Origin of the sequence: Mycobacterium sp. SMC-15 (assembly GCF_045310925.1) — a bacterium.
In the GTDB taxonomy this organism is placed as follows: Bacteria; Actinomycetota; Actinomycetes; order Mycobacteriales; family Mycobacteriaceae; genus Mycobacterium.
In genome coordinates this window covers 23,725-41,668 of sequence record NZ_JBJIAJ010000018.1, presented here as the reverse complement: position 1 = coordinate 41,668, position 17,944 = coordinate 23,725, and the positions used below count along the sequence as shown (strand labels likewise).

13 protein-coding genes and 1 tRNA gene are annotated in these 17,944 nt (G+C 68.7%); 5 read left to right on the top strand and 9 right to left on the bottom strand.

All coding sequences use genetic code 11. The features are described from left to right. Positions 1-475 precede the first annotated feature (475 nt). The 5 genes from thrB to argS are packed head-to-tail and all read right to left on the bottom strand — an operon-like array spanning position 476 to position 6,919. Positions 476-1,423 carry a homoserine kinase gene (thrB, locus tag ACJH71_RS21405; protein ID WP_406759990.1) on the bottom strand — a complete coding sequence of 316 codons (948 nt, stop codon included), beginning with the start codon at positions 1,421-1,423 and terminating at the stop codon, positions 476-478. Further along, positions 1,423-2,505, bottom strand: a complete 1,083-nt coding sequence (gene thrC / locus ACJH71_RS21400; protein ID WP_406759989.1) for a threonine synthase — start codon at positions 2,503-2,505, stop codon at positions 1,423-1,425. The genes thrB and thrC overlap by 1 nt, the downstream gene beginning before the upstream one ends. Beyond that, entirely contained in the window at positions 2,502-3,821 is a 1,320-nt protein-coding gene (locus tag ACJH71_RS21395) for a homoserine dehydrogenase (RefSeq protein ID WP_406760007.1), read from the bottom strand. The genes thrC and ACJH71_RS21395 overlap by 4 nt, the downstream gene beginning before the upstream one ends. A gap of 18 nt (positions 3,822-3,839) precedes the next feature. Further along, complete coding sequence (lysA, locus tag ACJH71_RS21390; RefSeq protein ID WP_406760006.1) at positions 3,840-5,222, bottom strand: diaminopimelate decarboxylase; 1,383 nt, start codon at positions 5,220-5,222, stop codon at positions 3,840-3,842. Positions 5,223-5,272: 50 nt separating this feature from the next. After that, positions 5,273-6,919, bottom strand: a complete 1,647-nt coding sequence (gene argS, locus ACJH71_RS21385; RefSeq protein ID WP_406759988.1) for an arginine--tRNA ligase — start codon at positions 6,917-6,919, stop codon at positions 5,273-5,275. 112 nt (positions 6,920-7,031) lie between these two features. On the opposite strand from argS, the gene ACJH71_RS21380 reads away from it, so the two are divergent. The 4 genes from ACJH71_RS21380 (at position 7,032) to ACJH71_RS21365 (ending at position 9,377) form a co-directional block, all read left to right on the top strand. Beyond that, positions 7,032-7,104: transfer RNA gene (locus tag ACJH71_RS21380), tRNA-Arg, on the top strand. 81 nt (positions 7,105-7,185) lie between these two features. Continuing rightward, positions 7,186-7,545 carry a type VII secretion target gene (locus ACJH71_RS21375; RefSeq protein WP_406759987.1) on the top strand — a complete coding sequence of 120 codons (360 nt, stop codon included), beginning with the start codon at positions 7,186-7,188 and terminating at the stop codon, positions 7,543-7,545. 6 nt (positions 7,546-7,551) lie between these two features. Next, positions 7,552-8,811: a hypothetical protein gene (locus ACJH71_RS21370; protein WP_406759986.1), complete on the top strand. Its 1,260-nt coding sequence runs from the start codon at positions 7,552-7,554 to the stop codon at positions 8,809-8,811. After that, positions 8,811-9,377, top strand: coding sequence for a hypothetical protein (locus ACJH71_RS21365; protein ID WP_406759985.1), 567 nt, complete (start codon positions 8,811-8,813; stop codon positions 9,375-9,377). The genes ACJH71_RS21370 and ACJH71_RS21365 overlap by 1 nt, the downstream gene beginning before the upstream one ends. A gap of 126 nt (positions 9,378-9,503) precedes the next feature. Here ACJH71_RS21365 and ACJH71_RS21360 read toward each other — a convergent pair whose 3' ends face one another. From ACJH71_RS21360 to ACJH71_RS21350, 3 genes are all read right to left on the bottom strand, one after another. Beyond that, a complete protein-coding gene (locus ACJH71_RS21360) occupies positions 9,504-10,166 on the bottom strand; it encodes an HAD family hydrolase (RefSeq protein ID WP_406759984.1) in 663 nt (220 codons plus the stop codon). Between the two features lie 72 nt (positions 10,167-10,238). Beyond that, on the bottom strand, positions 10,239-13,919 hold the full coding sequence (locus ACJH71_RS21355; protein ID WP_406759983.1) for a PE family protein: 3,681 nt from the start codon (positions 13,917-13,919) through the stop codon (positions 10,239-10,241). A gap of 674 nt (positions 13,920-14,593) precedes the next feature. Continuing rightward, positions 14,594-15,202 carry a hypothetical protein gene (locus ACJH71_RS21350; protein ID WP_406759982.1) on the bottom strand — a complete coding sequence of 203 codons (609 nt, stop codon included), beginning with the start codon at positions 15,200-15,202 and terminating at the stop codon, positions 14,594-14,596. Positions 15,203-15,455: 253 nt separating this feature from the next. Here ACJH71_RS21350 and ACJH71_RS21345 point away from each other — a divergent pair, with 253 nt between their 5' ends. Next, positions 15,456-16,370, top strand: coding sequence for an LLM class F420-dependent oxidoreductase (locus ACJH71_RS21345; protein ID WP_406759981.1), 915 nt, complete (start codon positions 15,456-15,458; stop codon positions 16,368-16,370). 9 nt (positions 16,371-16,379) lie between these two features. Here the strand turns inward: ACJH71_RS21345 and ACJH71_RS21340 are convergent, their stop codons facing one another. Next, positions 16,380-17,819, bottom strand: a complete 1,440-nt coding sequence (locus tag ACJH71_RS21340; RefSeq protein ID WP_406759980.1) for a DUF4185 domain-containing protein — start codon at positions 17,817-17,819, stop codon at positions 16,380-16,382. Positions 17,820-17,944: the final 125 nt, after the last annotated feature.

The following is a 17,944-nucleotide window of genomic DNA, read 5'->3' as shown; positions in this document are numbered from 1 at the left end:
GTCGGAGGGTGCGGATGCGGCGCCGTTGTCGGGCGCCGAAGCGGGAGCGGACTCGGTGGTGGCCGGCGCCGAGGCGGTCTCCGGGGCGGACGGCGCGGCGTCACTACCGCCGGCGGCTACGTCCTGGCTGGTCTCGGAAGTACTCGGGGGGGTCGACAGCGATTCCTGTTCGGTGCTGCCTTCAGCCGTGAAGAGGTCCGTTTCGGTCACGGATTTCCTTTCTTCCCTCGTCGGTTTTCTCACGCGAGGGGCTTGGTTGCATTCAGCGGACTCGCCGAGTGCGTGTCACCGTCGACTGTTTAACGGTGTAGCCCGTATCGACGGCGTCGTAACACAAACCGTCAGCTACGGGAAGAATTTGGTGGCATCCCGGTTGACATCGCAGTCTGATTCAGGTGCTGATGCCGCGAATGCGGGACGGGACCGAGGATAGCCCGCTTCTGTGCTGGACGCAACAGATACTGCGCGGCGCGCCTCAACCCGGTACCGCCACCCCGGAGTTCCACTTGACCGCGGCGCCGACCGGCATCTCGGTGACGTTGAACACCCGCGCCTCGGGGGAATCGAGCACCGCAGCGGGCAGTTGGGCCGCTGTGGTCAACGCGATCACCGCAGGTCCGGCGCCAGAAAGCACGGCCGCGATGCCGTGGCGACGCAGCAACTGCAGGAACGCCGCGGACTCCGGCTGCGCGGCGCCACGCTGCGGCTGGTGCAGCACGTCCTCGGTGGCCGCCAGCAGCAGATCGGGCCGCTCGGTCAGTGCCACCACCAGCAGCGCGGCTCGGCTGACATTGAACCGGGCATCGCGGTGGCTGACCTGCTCGGGCAGCAAAGCCCGCGTCTCGGCAGTCGACGAGCGCAGTTGCGGGATCGCCGGGAACAGATGGATGTCGGGGTGCAGCCGCAGCGGCGCCGCCGCGTAATCGACGTTGCCGTCGGCGGCGTTGGCAGTCCATGAAACCACCGCGCCACCCAGTACGGCGGCGGCGGCGTTGTCGGGGTGGCCCTCGAACTCCGAGGCCAGCTGGATCAGCTGGGATTCGGACAGGCCGGGCCGATCGATTTGCGCAACAAGGCCGTTGACCACGGCCAGCCCGCCGACCACCGCGGCCGCCGACGAGCCCAGGCCACGCTGATGCGGAATCGCATTGCGGCAACGCACCACCATGCCCGGAGCCTCGACACCAGCCTCGCGCATGCCGCGCAGGATGCCTTGCACCACAAGGTGATCCGAGGTGAGAGGAACCTGACCGGCGCCCTCCCCCTCGACCTGCACCACCAGACCGGACTCGACGGTCTCGACGATCACCTCGTCGTAGAGGCCCAGCGCCAGGCCCAGGCTGTCGAAGCCGGGGCCCAGGTTGGCGCTCGACGCCGCAACCGCGACGCTGGCGGTCAACCCGGTCGGCAACAACTGAACCACTAGGCCAGCCCCAGTGCGGCGACAACGGTGGCCGCGTCGACGGGAACCGCGGTCACCTCGGGCATGTCCTTCAGCGCGGTGTCGGGATCTTTGAGCCCGTTGCCGGTCACGGTGCACACGACGGTCGAACCGCGCGGAACCCAGCCGTCCTCCACCGACTTGAGCAGCCCGGCGATGCTGGCAGCCGAGGCCGGCTCGACGAACACGCCCTCGGTCTGCGCCACCAGGTGATAGGCGGCCAGGATCTCGTCATCGGTGGCGGCCAGGAACCGGCCACCCGAATCCACCTGCGCTTCGACGGCCTGAGTCCAGGAGGCCGGCGAGCCGATGCGGATCGCGGTGGCGATGGTCTCCGGGTTCTTGACCGGCTCGCCCAGCACCAGCGGCGCCGCACCGGCGGCCTGGGTGCCCAGCATCTTCGGCAGCTTTTCGGTCAGGCCGTCGGCGAAGTACTCGCGGTAGCCCTTCCAGTACGCGGTGATGTTGCCGGCGTTACCGACCGGCAGCGAGTGGATGTCGGGCGCGGTGCCCAGTGCGTCGACGATCTCGAAGGCCGCGGTCTTCTGACCTTCGATGCGCACCGGGTTCACCGAGTTCACCAGCGAGATGGTCGGGAAGTCGGTGGCCATCTTGCGGGCCAGTTCCAGGCAGTCGTCGAAGTTGCCGTCGATCTGAATGATCTTGGCGCCGTGCATGACTGCCTGCGCGAGCTTGCCCATCGCAATCTTGCCCTGCGGGATCAGCACCGCACAGGTGATACCGGCCCGGGCGGCGTAGGCGGCCGCCGATGCCGAGGTGTTGCCGGTCGAGGCGCACAGCACCGCCTTTTGACCGCGGGCGACCGCGTCGGTGACCGCCATCGTCATCCCGCGGTCCTTGAACGAGCCGGTCGGGTTGAGCCCCTCGACCTTCAGGTGCACCGTGCAGCCGGCCTGCTCGGAGATCCGCTTGGCGTGGATCAGCGGGGTGCCGCCCTCGTGCAGGGTGACGGCCGTCCAGTCGTCGCCGATGGGAAGCCGATCGCGGTAGGCGCCGATCAGGCCGGGCCAGGGGCGGTGGATCGGTGTCCGGGTGGAGCTCACTGGTCTGTTCCTTCCAGTCGTAGCACGCTGGCGATCCGCTGGACTGCGTCCAGGTCAGCCAGCGCCGCAACGGTTTTCGACAATGCTGCGTCGGCAGCTCGGTGGGTGACCACCACGATTCGCGCGCCGATCAGTTGGCCGTCGTCGTCGGCCACGCCCTCCTGGCGCACCTCGGCGATGCTGACGCCGTGGGCGGCGAACTCGGCTGCCACGGTGGACAGCACACCAGGCTTGTCGGCGACGTCCATGCTCACGTAGTAGCGGGTCTGCACGTCCCCGATCGGGGCGATGGCCAGCTGGGCGTACTTGGACTCGCGCGGTCCGCGCCCGCCCTGCACCCGGTTGCGAGCGGCCATCACCAGATCACCGGTGACCGCCGATGCGGTCGGCGCACCACCGGCGCCCTGGCCGTAGAACATCAGCCGGCCGGCCGCCTCGGCTTCGACCACCACCGCGTTGAAGGCTCCGTTGACGGTGGCCAGCGGGTGGGTCAGCGGCACCAGCGCCGGGTAGACCCGGGCCGAAACCCGCTGTTGCCCATCGCCGGTGGTGATGCGCTCGCAGATCGCCAGCAGTTTGATGGTGCAGCCCAACGCCCGGGCCGTGGTGAAGTCCGCCGGGCTGATGCTGGTGATGCCCTCGCGGTAGACGTCGTCGGCCGTCACCCGGGTGTGAAAGGCGATCGATGCCAGGATCGCGGCCTTGGCGGCGGCGTCGTACCCCTCCACGTCAGCGGTCGGGTCGGCCTCGGCGTAGCCCAGCGCACTGGCATCGGCCAGCGCGGCGGTGTAGTCGGCGCCGGTGGAGTCCATTTCGGACAGGATGTAGTTGGTGGTGCCGTTAACGATGCCCGCCACCCGCAACACGGTGTCGCCGGCCAGCGACTGGGTCAACGGCCGGATGACCGGGATCGCGCCGGCGACGGCAGCCTCGAAGTATAGGTCTACACGCGCGTTCTCGGCGGCCTCGGCCAGTTCGCCGGTGGACCTCGACAGCAGGGCCTTGTTGGCGGTCACGACGGATTTGCCGTGCGCGATCGCCGACAGGATCGCCTTGCGGGCCGGCTCGACCGGGCCCATCAGTTCCACGACGATGTCAACGTCGCTGCGCGACACCAGGCTGTCGATGTCGTCGGTGAGCAACTCCTCGGGCACGCCACGGTCGGCCGCCACCCGGCGCACCCCGACCCCGCGCAGCACCAGTGGCGCACCGATGCGGGCGGCCAGATCATCAGCGCTCGACTCGAGGATGCGAACGACTTCGCTGCCGACGTTGCCCAAGCCGAGAACTGCCACCCCTACCGGGGCCCCGGACATCTGCGAACCGGACATTTTCTACCCCACCTCCAGGCTGATCAGGTCTTCGACGGTCTCCCGGCGCAGCATAAGGCGGGCTTTCCCGTCACGTACCGCCACCACCGCCGGGCGGGTGAGCAGGTTGTACCGGCTCGACATCGAGTAACAGTAGGCGCCGGTGGCGGCCACGGCGATCAGGTCGCCGGGAACCATGCCTTCGGGCACCCAGGTGTCGCGGACGATGATGTCGCCGCTCTCGCAGTGCTTGCCGACGATGCGCCCCAGCTCCGGCAGAGCCCCTGCTTCTCCGAGGCCCGGCAGACCTCGCGAGACCAGCCGCACGTCGTAATGCGCGTCGTAGAGCGCCGGACGGATGTTGTCGCTCATGCCGCCGTCGACGCTGACGTAGCGGCGATGTCCGGTGGCGCTGACGGCGACGTCCTTGACGGTGCCGACCTCATAGAGCGTGACGGTGCCCGGCCCGGCGATGGCCCGCCCGGGTTCGACGACCAGCTGCGGGGTGGGCAGGCCCACCGCCGCGGACTGCTCCGCCACGATCGCGGCGAGCTTGGCTGCCAGCTCGGCCATCGGCGGCGGGTCGTCCTGCGGCTGATACGAGATGCCCAGTCCCCCACCCAGGTCGATGACCGAGAGCTGCGCGGTCTTGTCGACGCCGAATTCGGCGACCACATCGCGCAGCAGCCCGATGACGCGGTGGGCGGCCAACTCGAAGCCGGCGACGTCGAAGATCTGCGAGCCGATGTGGCTGTGCAGGCCGATCAGCCGCAGGTGCTCGGCGGCGAACACCCGCCGGATGGCGTCCATCGCCGCACCGCTGGCTAGCGACAGCCCGAACTTCTGGTCTTCGTGGGCGGTCGAGATGAACTCGTGGGTGTGGGCCTCCACACCCACGGTGACGCGCACCAGCACATCCTGGACGGTCCCGGCAGCCTTGGCGACCGCTTCGAGGCGGTCGATCTCGATCAGCGAGTCGACCACGATGTGGCCGACGCCGGCGTTCACTGCGGTCTGCAGCTCGGCAACCGATTTGTTGTTGCCGTGCAAGGTGATCCGCTGTGCGGGGAAGCCGGCGTGCAGCGCAACGGCCAGCTCTCCCCCGGTGGCGACGTCCAGACACAGGCCCTCTTGGTCGATCCAGCGCGCGATCTCGCTGCACAGGAAGGCCTTGGCGGCGTAGTGCACGTTGTCGCCCCCACCGAACGCCTCGGCGATCTCGCGGCAGCGGCCGCGGAAGTCGTCCTCGTCGATGACGAACAGCGGGGTGCCGAATTCGGCGGCCAGGTCGGTGACCTTCACCCCGGCGATCTGGGTCACGCCGTCGTCACCGCGAACGGTGTTGCGCGGCCAGACGTTCGGCGCCAGCTGCAGCAGCTGCTGCGGGGTCTGGGGCCGCGGCGGCAGTCCGTCGTGCTGGATCTCTTCGGCGTGGCGCGGGCCCGCGGGGTGAACGTTCACATCCGCTCCGGTGCGCTCACGCCGAGGATGCCCAGCCCGTTGGCGATCACCTGGCGGGTGGCCTGACACAGCGCCAGCCGCGCAGCGTGCAGGTCGCCAGGCTCCTCATCGCCCTGGGGCAGCACCCGGCAGCTGTCGTAGAACCGGTGGTAGTCCCCGGCAAGGTCTTCCAGGTAGCGGCAGACCCGGTGCGGTTCCCGCAGTGCGGCAGCGGTTTCCAGCACCCGGGGAAACTCGCCGAGGTTGCGGATCAGCGCGCCTTCCTTTTCGTGGCTCAGCAGCCCGAGGTTGGCGGTGTCGGCGGCCAGACCCAGTTCGGCGGCGTTGCGGGCCAGCGCGGAGAGCCGGGCGTGCGCGTATTGCACGTAGTAGACCGGGTTTTCGTTGCTCGCCGAGGACCACAGCGCCAGGTCGATGTCGATCGGGGTGTCCACCGAGGAGCGGGTCAGGCTGTACCGGGCGGCGTCCACGCCAATGGCCTCGACCAGGTCATCGAGGGTGATGACGGTGCCGGCACGCTTGCTCATCTTGACCGGCTGGCCGTCGCGTACCAGGTTGACCATCTGGCCGATCAGCACCTCGACAGTGGCAGGGTCGTCACCGAAGGCGGCCGCGGCGGCCTTGAGCCGGGCGATGTAGCCGTGGTGGTCGGCGCCGAGCATGTAGATGCACAGGTTGAAGCCGCGCTCACGCTTGTCCAGGTAGTAGGCCAAGTCGCCGGCGATGTAGGCGGGCTTGCCGTCGCTCTTGATGACGACGCGGTCCTTGTCGTCGCCGTAGGCGCTGGCGCGCAGCCAGGTCGCGCCGTCTTTTTCGTAGATGTTGTCGTTGGCCCGCAGCCGCTCGATGGCCTGCTCGACGCGGCCGGAGGTGTGCATCGAGTCTTCGTGGGTGAAGACGTCGAAGTCGGTGCCGAACTCGTGCAGCGATTTCTTGATGTGGGTGAACATCAGGTCGACGCCGATCTCGCGGAACGTCTCCTGGGCATCCGGGCTGTTCAGCGCGTCGGGGGCCTTGGCCTGGATCTGCGCGGCGATATCGGTGATGTAGGCGCCTGCGTAGCCGTCCTCGGGGGCGGGCTCGCCCTTGGCGGCGGCGATCAGCGAGTTGGCGAACCGGTCGATCTGGGCGCCGTGGTCGTTGAAGTAGTACTCGCGGGTGACTGCGGCACCCTGGGTGCTCAGCAGCCGGCCCAGCGCGTCGCCGACCGCGGCCCAGCGGGTGCCACCGATGTGGATGGGGCCGGTCGGGTTGGCCGAGACGAACTCCAGGTTGACGTTGAGGCCGTCGAACTCGCGGGAGTGCCCGTAGTTCTCTGCGGCGGCGATCACGTTGGCGACCACGGCACCCTGCGCCGAGGCCTCGATGCGCAGGTTCACAAAGCCCGGCCCGGCGATCTCGGCGGCGGCGATCCCGTCGGCCAGCGCCAGCGCCGCAGCCAGCCACTCGGCCAGCTCGCGCGGGTTGACGCCCACCTTCTTGCCCAGCTGCAGGGCCAGGTTGGTGGCGTAATCACCGTGTTCGGGGTTGCGCGGCCGCTCGACCGTCACCGTCGCGGGCAGCGCGGCGGTGTCCAGGTCGTGTTCGGCCAGCACCGCGGCGGCGGTGTTCTTGAGCAATTCGGCCAGATCGGCGGGGGTCACGAGGCCCCATCCTATGGTCTTACGTGGTCAGGCCCCGAATCCGTCCGGTTCTCGGGTCCGGGCTTTGATGCGCTAGTCTGTCAAAGCCCACATGGCGCCGCATCACGCGAGCGCCCCCGTAGCTCAGGGGATAGAGCGTCTGCCTCCGGAGCAGAAGGCCGCAGGTTCGAATCCTGCCGGGGGCACCCAGGTCAAAATGCCCATCGAGGGCTTGAGTCATTCGCCGGTGAATTTCACAAACCGTCGTTCACTAATACAGTTCTCCCATGACCTCCCCCGCCCTGCGCGTCACTCCGGCCAGCCTGCGGGAGCTGGCAGAGCGGTGCACGTCGCTGTCGGATCAGGTTGCACCAGCACTGCCGGCGGCAGCCGCTCCCGCATGGCAGGCCACCGGCACAGCAGCCAGCACCGTCAATACCGGCGCCAGCACCGCCGCGACCGCGATGCGCGGACGGATGACGGCCAGCTCGGGAAAGCTCACCACCGCGGCCCACGACTACGAGGCAATGGACCAAGCCGGCGCCGCCACCCTAGCCGCAGTCCCCCAGCACAGCCGCGGCCTTCCCCCGCTGGTCCCGCGTTCCGGCGTCGACGGCGGCTCCGGCGGGCTCGGGACGCCCAGGTAACGAGCGATGCCTTTCCCGACGCTGACCGAGATCGAAGACGCGAACTGGGACTACCTCACCACCAACGCCACCGCCTGGACGAATCTCGCTAATACCTGGGAAGCCGCGTTCACCGAAATCCGCGACGCCTCTCCGAGTCCCGGCGGCATCCCGTGGACCGGCACCGGCGCCCAGGCCTTCCAATACCGCGCCGCCGCCGACGTGGTGAAAGTCCACGGCCCCGCCGACATGCTGCGCAACGCCGCCGGGATCGCCACCCGCGGCGCGCAAGCGCAACAGGGCAACAAGTCACTGGTGCTGTCTGCCGTTAATACCGCTGAGCGCCAAGACTTCCGAGTCGGTGATGACTACTCCGTCACCGACACCTGGACCTACTACAGCTCCGCTGCGGAGCAAGCTCAGCGCGAGCAGGCCGCAGACGGTCATGCCAGTTTCATCAAGTCCCGTGCCGTCAACCTGGTCAACAATGAGCAGGAGATCGCCCGCCAACTCAGCACCGCGACGGCCGGACTACGCGAGTTCAGCTTCGGCGAAGAAGGCGCCGACGGTGGCGCGGGCGGACGCAACGCGGCACTGGCCAAAGGCCGCTTCCCACTCGCCCCATATGATGCACTCCCACCACCGCGCCCTCCCGGTCAAAACGACGATCCGTGGAAGCATGGCGGCGATCAACGGTGGTCTTCGCAAGCGTCGGCTCGACCCAAGGAGATAGCGGTTCTCGCTGCCGCTGAGGAAGAGATGATCAGAAATCATCAGCCGACAGCGAGAGGGATGCTGGAGCACTACCTGGGGAATACTGGAACTCCCAAGCAACTGCCTCCGGAGGTTCTCAACTCCTGGCTATCGGACGGCAACAACGGCTACGGTGACCGCTTCCTGTCCCCGCCACAACAGATTGCCGGCAACGTAAACAACATCACCCAACAAGCTCTCGAACAGGCTCAACGAACCGGAATGGCTGTGACCCTGAGTGGAAACACGGACTGGCAGACGGTAGCGGGAAGCGATGGCGACCATGTGCGAACGCTGGGGCACTACTCGTTGTCTACCGCGTACAACATAACCATGAACCCGGATGGCACGTATGCGCTGAGGTATCGCAATGATGTCTACGACTGGTACAACTTTGCAACACATCCATACGCCAGCAGCACGACACAACAGATTTCCTCCTGGGCACATGACCTGCAAGCGGCGGGACTGGCGCAGGACTTCCTCATAACGGGGTCAAGCAGCGTGCATACGGTTGAAGGCGCGGTGCGCTAGTGCCACGTATCCCGCTGATCACCATCACAGTCGCGCTTCTCCTTGCCCAAGTCGCGACTGGTTGCGGGTTCGCAAATGTCACCAAGGTGTCCACGCAAGAAATTCCCATCGACGACGCGGTAGGGAAGATCAACAGCGCCGCCAAATGGGCACACCTTCCGCAATCCCTCATCCCGCTGGAAGCCACCGCACATCAGACCAACGCGCCGATGGAGACGGACACCAGCATCACATTGGCTTTCAAGGCTCCGCTAGCCGACGTCGACAGCTACCTGACTGCCATGCACGCGCGCAAGGACTACACACTGGTTCGTCCCGCGAACGACTGTCCCGCGCCGGGGAGCGGACAGACTCTGGTACGAGAACCACCGCCGCCATCAACTGAGATGTGGTCTGATTCCGGCTTCTTCGCGCGCTGCGCAGCCGTAGAACAGTGGGAGATGTACAGCGATGAATGGACCACACCAGGAACGACGGTCGGAACCCTGTACCGCCAGGCGGGTGTTCATCCAGGGGGCACAGAAGTCATCAACGTACTTTTCACACTGAGCGGGCACAACCTCTAGCCGCTGCCTTCGCTGTTTCGGTATTTCACTTCGCCGTCATCGCTTCCCACAGATTCGGGGCCCGTACATCTCCGCCAGCTCGCGACGAATGGACCATCCGCTACCCCGTCGTTGTGGTCTAAACCGCTACATCTTTTGAACGGTTTTCGCCCACTCGATAAGCGCGACGTCGTCGAGGGTGCCGGTGATGTAGTCACCGTCGAGCGACTTCCCCAATTGGGATGGGACGGTCACTACGAATGCGCTCGCGGCGCGGGCGGCGGTAACCCCAGTCGATGAGTCCTCGAAAGCGACACCCGTGTGGGGCGAGGCACCGAGACGTTCGAATGCCGTCAAGTACAGCTCGGGATGGGGTTTGGCACGCGCGACCTCGTCGGCTGCGACAGATATCGCAAAGAAATCTCCTAACGCAGAGGATTTCAGGGCAGCGGTGAGCATGGCTCGCGGGCTGTTGGTCGCAACGGCGATCGGCACCCTGTCATGGAGATTCTCAAGGAGCTGCCTGGCACCCGGCATGGGCGCAACCCCTGCCGATAGCTCCGCTTCGACACGTGGCATGAGATCGGCCTGCAGCCGAGGACCCGCCCCAGGAATCCCGAAATGTACGGCCATATTGGCGCACGCCGACTCAAGAGTCCGGCCGATCAAGATGTCCTTCTCGGCGGGACCAAATCCGAACCCGTAATCGGCGAACAAGGCCTCCTCGGCCCGCGACCAACAACTCTCGGTATCGAGCAGCAGCCCGTCGCAGTCGAAGACGATCGCACTCACGTACCGAGGAAGTGCCATGGCCCAGACGCTAACGGCGATTGACGGTGCGGGCAGCCACTTCCGGCCGGGTCCCGCACCGCCGCCAAGGCTCTAGGGAGTGCCGCCGGCACCGCCCGGACTGCCGCCGACGCCACCAGTGTTTCCCGACGGAGCGCCACCCGGAGTGCCGGCACCGCCCGGGTGCCCGGCCCCTAGCGAATCGCCGCCGGCACCGGAAGCACCACCATGGCCACCGGGGTTGCCGTTGCCGCCGTTGCCGCCGACACCGCCGTCACCACCCGAGCCGCTGGCACTGTCGCCTCCGGCGCCACCGATTCCTCCGAGTCCACCAGTTTCGCCTCCCTGAGTCGCATTGCCGCCGTTGCCGCCACGGCCCCCGTCCCCGCCGTCGGCCGTGCCGGTACTGATGCCCCCTGCGCCGCCGGCGCCACCATCGCCGCCGCCCCCGAAGCTGTGGCCCGTGCCGCCGTGGCCACCATCCGCACCGTTGGCGGCGATCCCGCTCTGGCTACCGCCCCCGGCGCCGCCGGCACCACCGGCTCCCCCGAGGAACATGCCGTCGGCACCATCACCGGCCGCGCCGGCGGCGCCTCCGTTGCCGCTGACACTGTTGCCACCCGCACCACCCTTGCCGCCGGAGCCGCCGTCGGTGGTACCGCTGCTACCGTCAGCGCCCGCGCCGCCGGCACCACCGTTTCCGCTGACACTGTCGCCCCCTGAACCGCCGGCACCACCGTTGCCGTAGCCGTGGCCGTCGCTGGGGTCGCTGCCGCCAGCGCCAGCGGCACCGCCGTTACCGCCGGCACCACCGTTGGCGGCCCCACCGCTGCTGCCGCCGTCGCCGCCGGCTCCGCCACTGCCGCCGGCGCGGCTGCCGCCCCCGCCCTGACCGCCATCGGCGCCATCGGCGACGTGTCCGCTCTGGCTGCTGCCCCCGGAACCGCCGGAACCACCGTTGCCCCCGTAATAGCCGCCATCGCCGCCGCTACCGGCTAGCCCGGCGGCGCCGCCGTTGCCGCTGATGCTGTTGCCGCCCGAACCGCCGGAACCACCGTGCCCTCCTTCGCCGCCGGGACCCCCGCCAGCGCCGTCGGCGCCGGTCCCGCCGGCCCCGCCGTTGCCGCTGACGCTGCTGCCTCCGGCACCACCGGAACCACCGGACCCGCCGGTGCCCCCAAAGGCGTCAACCGCGCGCCCCATGCCGCCATTGCCCCCGGCGCCACCGTTGGCGGTGCCGCCGCTGTTCCCGCCGGCGCCACCCTCGCCGCCCGAGCCCCCGCTCCAGCCTGCGATCCCGCCGTCGCCGCCGTCGGCACCGGCGGCGGCGCTCCCGCTCTGGCTGCTCCCCCCGGCGCCCCCGGCACCCCCGTGCCCGCCGAAGCCACTGATGAGGCCGCCGCCGCCGCCGTCGCCGGCCGCACCCGCAGCGCCACCGTTGCCGCTGACACTGTTGCCGCCGGCACCACCGTCACCACCGGCGCCGCCAGCACCCCCGTCGGAACCGCCCGCGGCACCGTGCGCGCCGGCACCACCGGCACCGCCGCTGCCGCTGACGCTGCTTCCGCCGGCACCACCGGCACCGCCCGAACCGCCTTGACCGTTGGCCAGGTCGGTAGCCGCGCGTCCTTGCCCGCCATTCCCGCCGGCACCACCATTGGCGGCCCCACCGCTGTTCCCGCCGGCGCCGCCGGCGCCACCGGCACCGCCGTAGGAGCTGCCGGTGCCTCCGCGACCGCCATCGGCGCCCTTGGCCGCGATTCCGGTCTGGCTACTGCCCCCGGCACCGCCCGTCCCGCCCTTGCCGCCTGCATCGCCACCGTCGGCGCCGTTGCCGGCTATCCCCGCAGCGCCGCCGTTGCCGCTGACGCTGTTTCCGCCAGCCCCGCCGGCACCGCCCGCACTGCCTGTGCCAACGCCGGCCGTGCCGTCCGAGCCTGCGCCGCCGGCGCCACCGTTCCCGCTGACGCTGTCCCCACCGGCGCCGCCATCGCCACCGACGCCCACCAGTCCACTGTTCTGGGTGGCCTCGCCGCCAGCTCCGCCGTTACCACCGGCGCCACCGTTGGCAGCGCCGCTGCTGTCGCCGCCGGCACCACCATTGCCGCCGGCCCCTGCGGCGTAGATCGCATCGCCGCCCCCGCCGCCATCGGCTCCACTACCGGCAGTGCCGCTCTCGCTAGCGCCACCCGCACCGCCGGAACCGCCGGCCCCGCCGTAGAGGCCTAAGCCATCCAGATACCGACTGTCGCCGCCGTTGCCGCCCAGCCCGCCGGCACCACCGATACCGCTGATGGTGTGGCCGCCGACCCCGCCGTCGCCGCCGGCACCGGCCGCTATGCCGCGACCGCCGTCGCCGCCCGCACCCCCGGCACCGGCGTTGCCCGCGGCACTGTCACCGCCGGCGCCACCCAGGCCACCCGCACCGGCGAAGGGCGCAACGGGCAGCGCAATCCCACTGAGTTCGGTGTCTCCGCCGAGTCCGCCCGTGCCGCCCGTGCCGCCGCCAGGAGCGCCGGCCCCGCCATTGCCACCCGCACCGCCGACACCGCCGTCGATGTCCGTGGCGACGCCACCGACGCCCCCGTTGCCGCCGTTTCCTCCGGTGCCTGCGCCGCCCGCACCACCATTGCCACCGGCCCCGCCATTGCCGCCGCCGTCGAAGCCGTCACCACCGAGGCCGCCGTCGCCGCCATGGGAGACCGCACCGGCCACGCCCCCGCCGCCGCCTGCCGCGCCTGCATTGCCGGCATCCCCACCATCGCCGCCGACGCCGCCGTGGATGAAGTCGGCCGTGCCGTCAGCCCCGCCGCCACCTGCTCCGCCGGCGCCGGCAGCTCCACCATCGCCTGCCTGGCCGGTCGCACCGACCACGCCGGCCACCGCGCCCTGCCCGGCCGCACCGCCCGCACCACCGGTGCCACCCGTGCCGCCATCGCCGCCGTTGCCGCCGTTTCCGCCGGCGCCGTCGCTCGTACCGGCGACGCCGATGGCCCCGGTCGCGCCGTCACCGCCTTCGCCCCCGACTCCACCGACGCCGCCGTTTCCGCCGCTGCCACCCGTGCCGGACAGCAGTCCGCCCCTGCCGCCGGCCCCACCGGTTCCACCGATACCGCCGTTGCCGCCGAGGGTGCCGCTGCTGCCGGCCAGGACTCCGTCGACCCCGCTGGTCCCGGCCAGCCCGGAACCGCCATCGCCGCCGTCACCACCGGATCCCCACAGCCAGTTACCTGCGCCGCCAACGCCGCCGGCACCACCCAAGCCGCCGGCTCCGCCGTCACCGCCGTCGCCGAACATCCAGCCGCCGGCACCACCCGACCCGCCGTCGCCGCCGTCGTAGCCCTCGCCGCCAGCCCCGCCGTTGCCCCACATCCCGGCCATCCCGCCGGCATAGCCGGCCAGATGATCAACTGTCCCGGCAGCACCGATACCGCCGTCACCGGTCAGGAATCCGCCGTCGCCCAGGTCGCCGATGCCCGGCAGCCAGCCGAAGAGCGAGTCGTTGGTGCCGGTGAAAAAGTCCACCCCGTCGCCGATCATCACCCGGCCGAACAGATTCACCGAGGCGTCGTTGAGCCAGTCCAGCAGCGGATCATTCGAAGTGTCCAGCGCCGGTGAACTCTCCGGCAAGGCTGCGGCCCACCACCCCCACGGGTCCGCGGCCGCCGCATCGCCAGGACCAACGCCGCCGAACAAGTCCAGCAGCGGCGCGATCAGGTCGTCGAAATCTGCCCTCGCAGGCGGGGCCGACGCCGGCGCCAGCCCCATCGCCATGGCTGCACCGACTGCCGAGGCCGCCCCCACAGCCCGTCGGGAAGCCCTACGCCTGCTTGCCCTGTCCCCACCTCTGCCGATCATCTCGGCCCTCCCCACAATCACGGAACCCCACCGTCGGGCACCTTGACGAAACCGCTGATTCTGATAAAAAGCTATGCGTCCGTTGGCGCCCTGCGCATCAGGGAAAACCCTTGCAATTCCCGACTACCGACGTGGGTTCCCTGGGCGTCAGCTGGCAAAGCGATGCCGCGCTCCTTCGCTCAGAGCGCAATTCACCACAGGCGGCGGATCTCAGCCCTTGGGTCGATCAAGTGACTATTCGCCTTGGCTTCCAGATTCCCGACTTCGCTTACGGCACCGACGTTTCGACCTTGTTGTCACCGCATACGGCGACGCCAGTTGGCGCTATCCCATAGCGCGCGGCCAGTTCGTACCGTTCGCCGTCGCCTCGGTCACCACCGCGGGCGGCTATGTATCTGACCGCCTATTGCATCGCCCAACGCCAGCCGTTGCGGCGTGAGCGGTGAAGCACCCCGTTGGGGTGCCCCATTTCATCGTTGCTAATGATCAACTCAGCGCCCGGCGCCCGGGCAGTAGGACTCGATTGCCGCTCGGGCGACCTTTACAGCTTCTGCCCGCTTGATTGACGGGGTTGACCTACCGCCATTGCTCTACGCGATGTTGTCCACGACCTGGTCGGGAGTCCACCCCAATTGCGTCAAACGCCAGCAGGTTTCGCGGCCCTGGCTTATCAGGCCGGAAGGATTGCTCACCGTGTAGCCCAGGCCCGCCATTCGGTCCAGGTAGGCCACATCGGCCGGATCGGTGATGCCTGGGTATCTCGACGAGGGCGGTTGGGCCGCCGGCGGTGCGGCAACGACAGCCGAGGGCTGTCGCTGGACGGTGACGGGCGGGGGATGCATAACGGTGATCGGGGGCGGCTGCGTGACGGTCACAGTCACGGGCGGCGGCTGCATGACCGTCACCGTGGCCGGCGGGGCCGCACCGACAGTGGTCGGCGGGGACGCCGCAACCGTCGTGGTTGCCGGGCGGGAGGGTACGGAAACGAGTCCCGACGGCCTCATGTTGAACCAGACCATCGTGACGGCGGTTACCGCGACGATGGACGACAGGAGGGCAGCAATCGGTAGGTAGCGCAGCCGCGGAGGCGCCTGCGTTGTTTCGATCGGTTCGTCGCCCGGTTCATCCTCAGACCAGGCTTCGGCGATGACCTCGTTGCCGACGGTTAGGGCGGCTTCGGCAGGATCATCGGTGGTCACTTCGTGGGCCGCATTTCCTTTTCCCGCACCTAATGCGTTCATTCCGGCATGGAATCTACCTCCACGATATCGCAGACGACTTATCGAACGAATGCAGCGATCCAGAAGACCTTTTTCACGTCACCGGGCGGTAGGCGGCTCTGGCCACCGCCGACCCGACGAGTGAGCGCCGCGGAAAGTTCATCACCTGAACTGCTTTCGCGGAGAGCACAAACCGCCGCAATATTCCGTTAGCACCCCTAAGCTCAGCCACGTGACGATTCGCCTTGGCTTCCAGATCCCCGACTTCTCCTACGGCACCGACGTTTCGACCTTGTTCCCCACCGTCATCGCACGGGCCCGCGAGGCCGAGGCGGCTGGGTTCGACGCGGTGTTCGTGATGGACCACTTCTACCAACTACCGATGCTGGGCTCCCCCGATCAGCCCATGCTCGAGGCGTACACCACCCTCGGCGCGCTGGCACAGGCGACTGAAAACGTCCAGTTGGGCACGCTGGTCACCGGCAACACCTACCGCAACCCGGCCCTGCTGGCCAAGATCATCACCACCCTGGATGTGATCAGCGCCGGGCGAGCGATCCTGGGCATCGGCACCGGCTGGTTCGAGCTCGAACACGACCAGTTGGGTTTCGAGTTCGGCACCTTCACCGACCGGTTCAATCGGCTCGATGAGGCGCTGGAGATCATCTTGCCGATGCTCAAAGGTGAGCGGCCGACCTTCGAGGGCAAGTGGTACCGGGCCAGCGAGGCGATGGCCGAACCCCGCTTCCGCGATCACATTCCGCTGCTGATCGGCGGCAGTGGCGAGAAGAAGACGATCCCGCTGGCGGCGCGCCACTTCGATCATCTCAACCTGATCATCGGATTCGATGAGGCGAAGGCGAAGATGGACGTGGTTCGGCGCAGCTGCGAGGACGTGGGCCGCGACCCGGCCACGCTGGAAACCACCCAGTTGATCACCGTGCTGCCTGGCGACTTTCCCGCCGATCAGCTCCCCGATGCGATCAAGCAGCGGACGGTGACCGGCAGCCCCGAAGCGATCGCCGAGCAGATCAAGACCAAGGTGCTCGATGCCGGCGTCGGCGGGGTGACCATGAACATCCCCGGCTACACCCCCGGCGTGATCACCGAGGTCGGTGCGGCGATACGCGCGGTGCTCGACGACTGACCCGCAGCCTTACCCCAACACCGTGTGCATCAGCATCACGTCGTAGGCGTTCCACAGCGACAGCGTGAAGTACACATCCTTGCCCGTCGACCACGGGTGCACATACGGCGCGTAGATGCCGCCGGGAATCTGGCCGGTGGGGATCAGCGTCTGCTCGGCGCTCCACGGTCCCTGCGGCGTGGGCGCGGTGCGGGCCACGACGTCATTGCCGCCGTTGCCGTACAGCGCCAGGTACTGCCGCAGGTAGGTGTTGTACTGCACCGACATCTCGCCCACCGGGCCGGGGATCACCGGGGTGGCCGCGGCCGGGTTGGCGGGCACCCAGGATCCGCTGTCGCCGTTCCAGTACTGGTACTTGGTGAGGTCGGGAATGGCGCGCTCGGGCACCCGCGACAGGTACGCCGCGCCGCCGCGGCCGGACGGGGTTCCGTAGGAGTACAGGTAGCCGTCATTGCCGCGCAGGTAGGCGCCCATCTGGAATTTCTCGTTGCCGGGGACGAAGTGCGCCCGCGGGACGTTCTCCGGCGACGTCGAACGCACCGTCCCCGGGTAGACGCCCCACGTTTCGCCGTTGTCGTTGGAGACCGCGATCGCCGAGTAGTTGGTGGACCACTCGCCGTCGCGCCCCCATTGCTTGATGGACATGAAGTTCATGTACTGGTTGCCGGCGATCCCGATGGCGGCGGTGGGGATCATGCCTTCCTGCTGCGGAGCCAGCTGCACAGCGGGCAGGATCTGCTTGGAGAAGTTCGCTTGCCGCAGTGGCGAACCCGAGTACTTGTTGCCCACTGCTCCGGGGCCAATGGTGATCCCGTCGGCGAGGTTGTTGTCATTGCTGCGGAACAGCACGTTCTGCCGCCACTGCTTGCCCTGGACGCGGCAGTAGCCGAAGGTGTCGCCGAACGCGTAGAGGATCTGACGGTTTCCGGGATCGCCGTTGTCCCAAGGGATGCCGAGGTCGGTACCGGAGATGCCGAAGCGTTGCAGGGTTTGGTTGGGACTGTTGGGCCCGGTCATCCACTCCACCAGCGACGTCTGGGCACCGGCGATCGCGCCGCCGGCGTCGGCGGTCGACAGACCCGGATCTGCGCCGGCGTTCGGCGCGGGCTGGACTGGTTGGGCGACGTTCGGCACGGCTTCACCGCCGGGAACTGGGGCCGGCGGTACCACCGCGGCCTGCTGCCGAATCGTGCCGTTCGGGTTGATCAGTGCGGCGATCAGCGGGCCCAGTTTGGGCAGTGGCGCAGAGTCGTTGGTGCCGCGGGGCCGACGCCCGGTCGGCAGCTGACCGGCCCCGGTGGTCGGTGAGCCCGGCGGCGGGTCGATGTTGGCTTCGGGGGCGTTGCAGGTGGCCGCGTTCGCCGGCGGCGCGAACTCGGTGGCGGCAACCATCCCCAGGACGACCACCGGCACCATCGCCGCCGAGACGATTCGACGCGTCGCCGACATGTCACACCTTTCCCAGGACCCGGTCCCGGGCCTCGCACCACTGTGACGATAGTGATTTCTGGGACTTCTGTGGCTGCCGGAGGACGATAGAGACGCATCCGTGACGGTGTCGCAACCAGCGGATT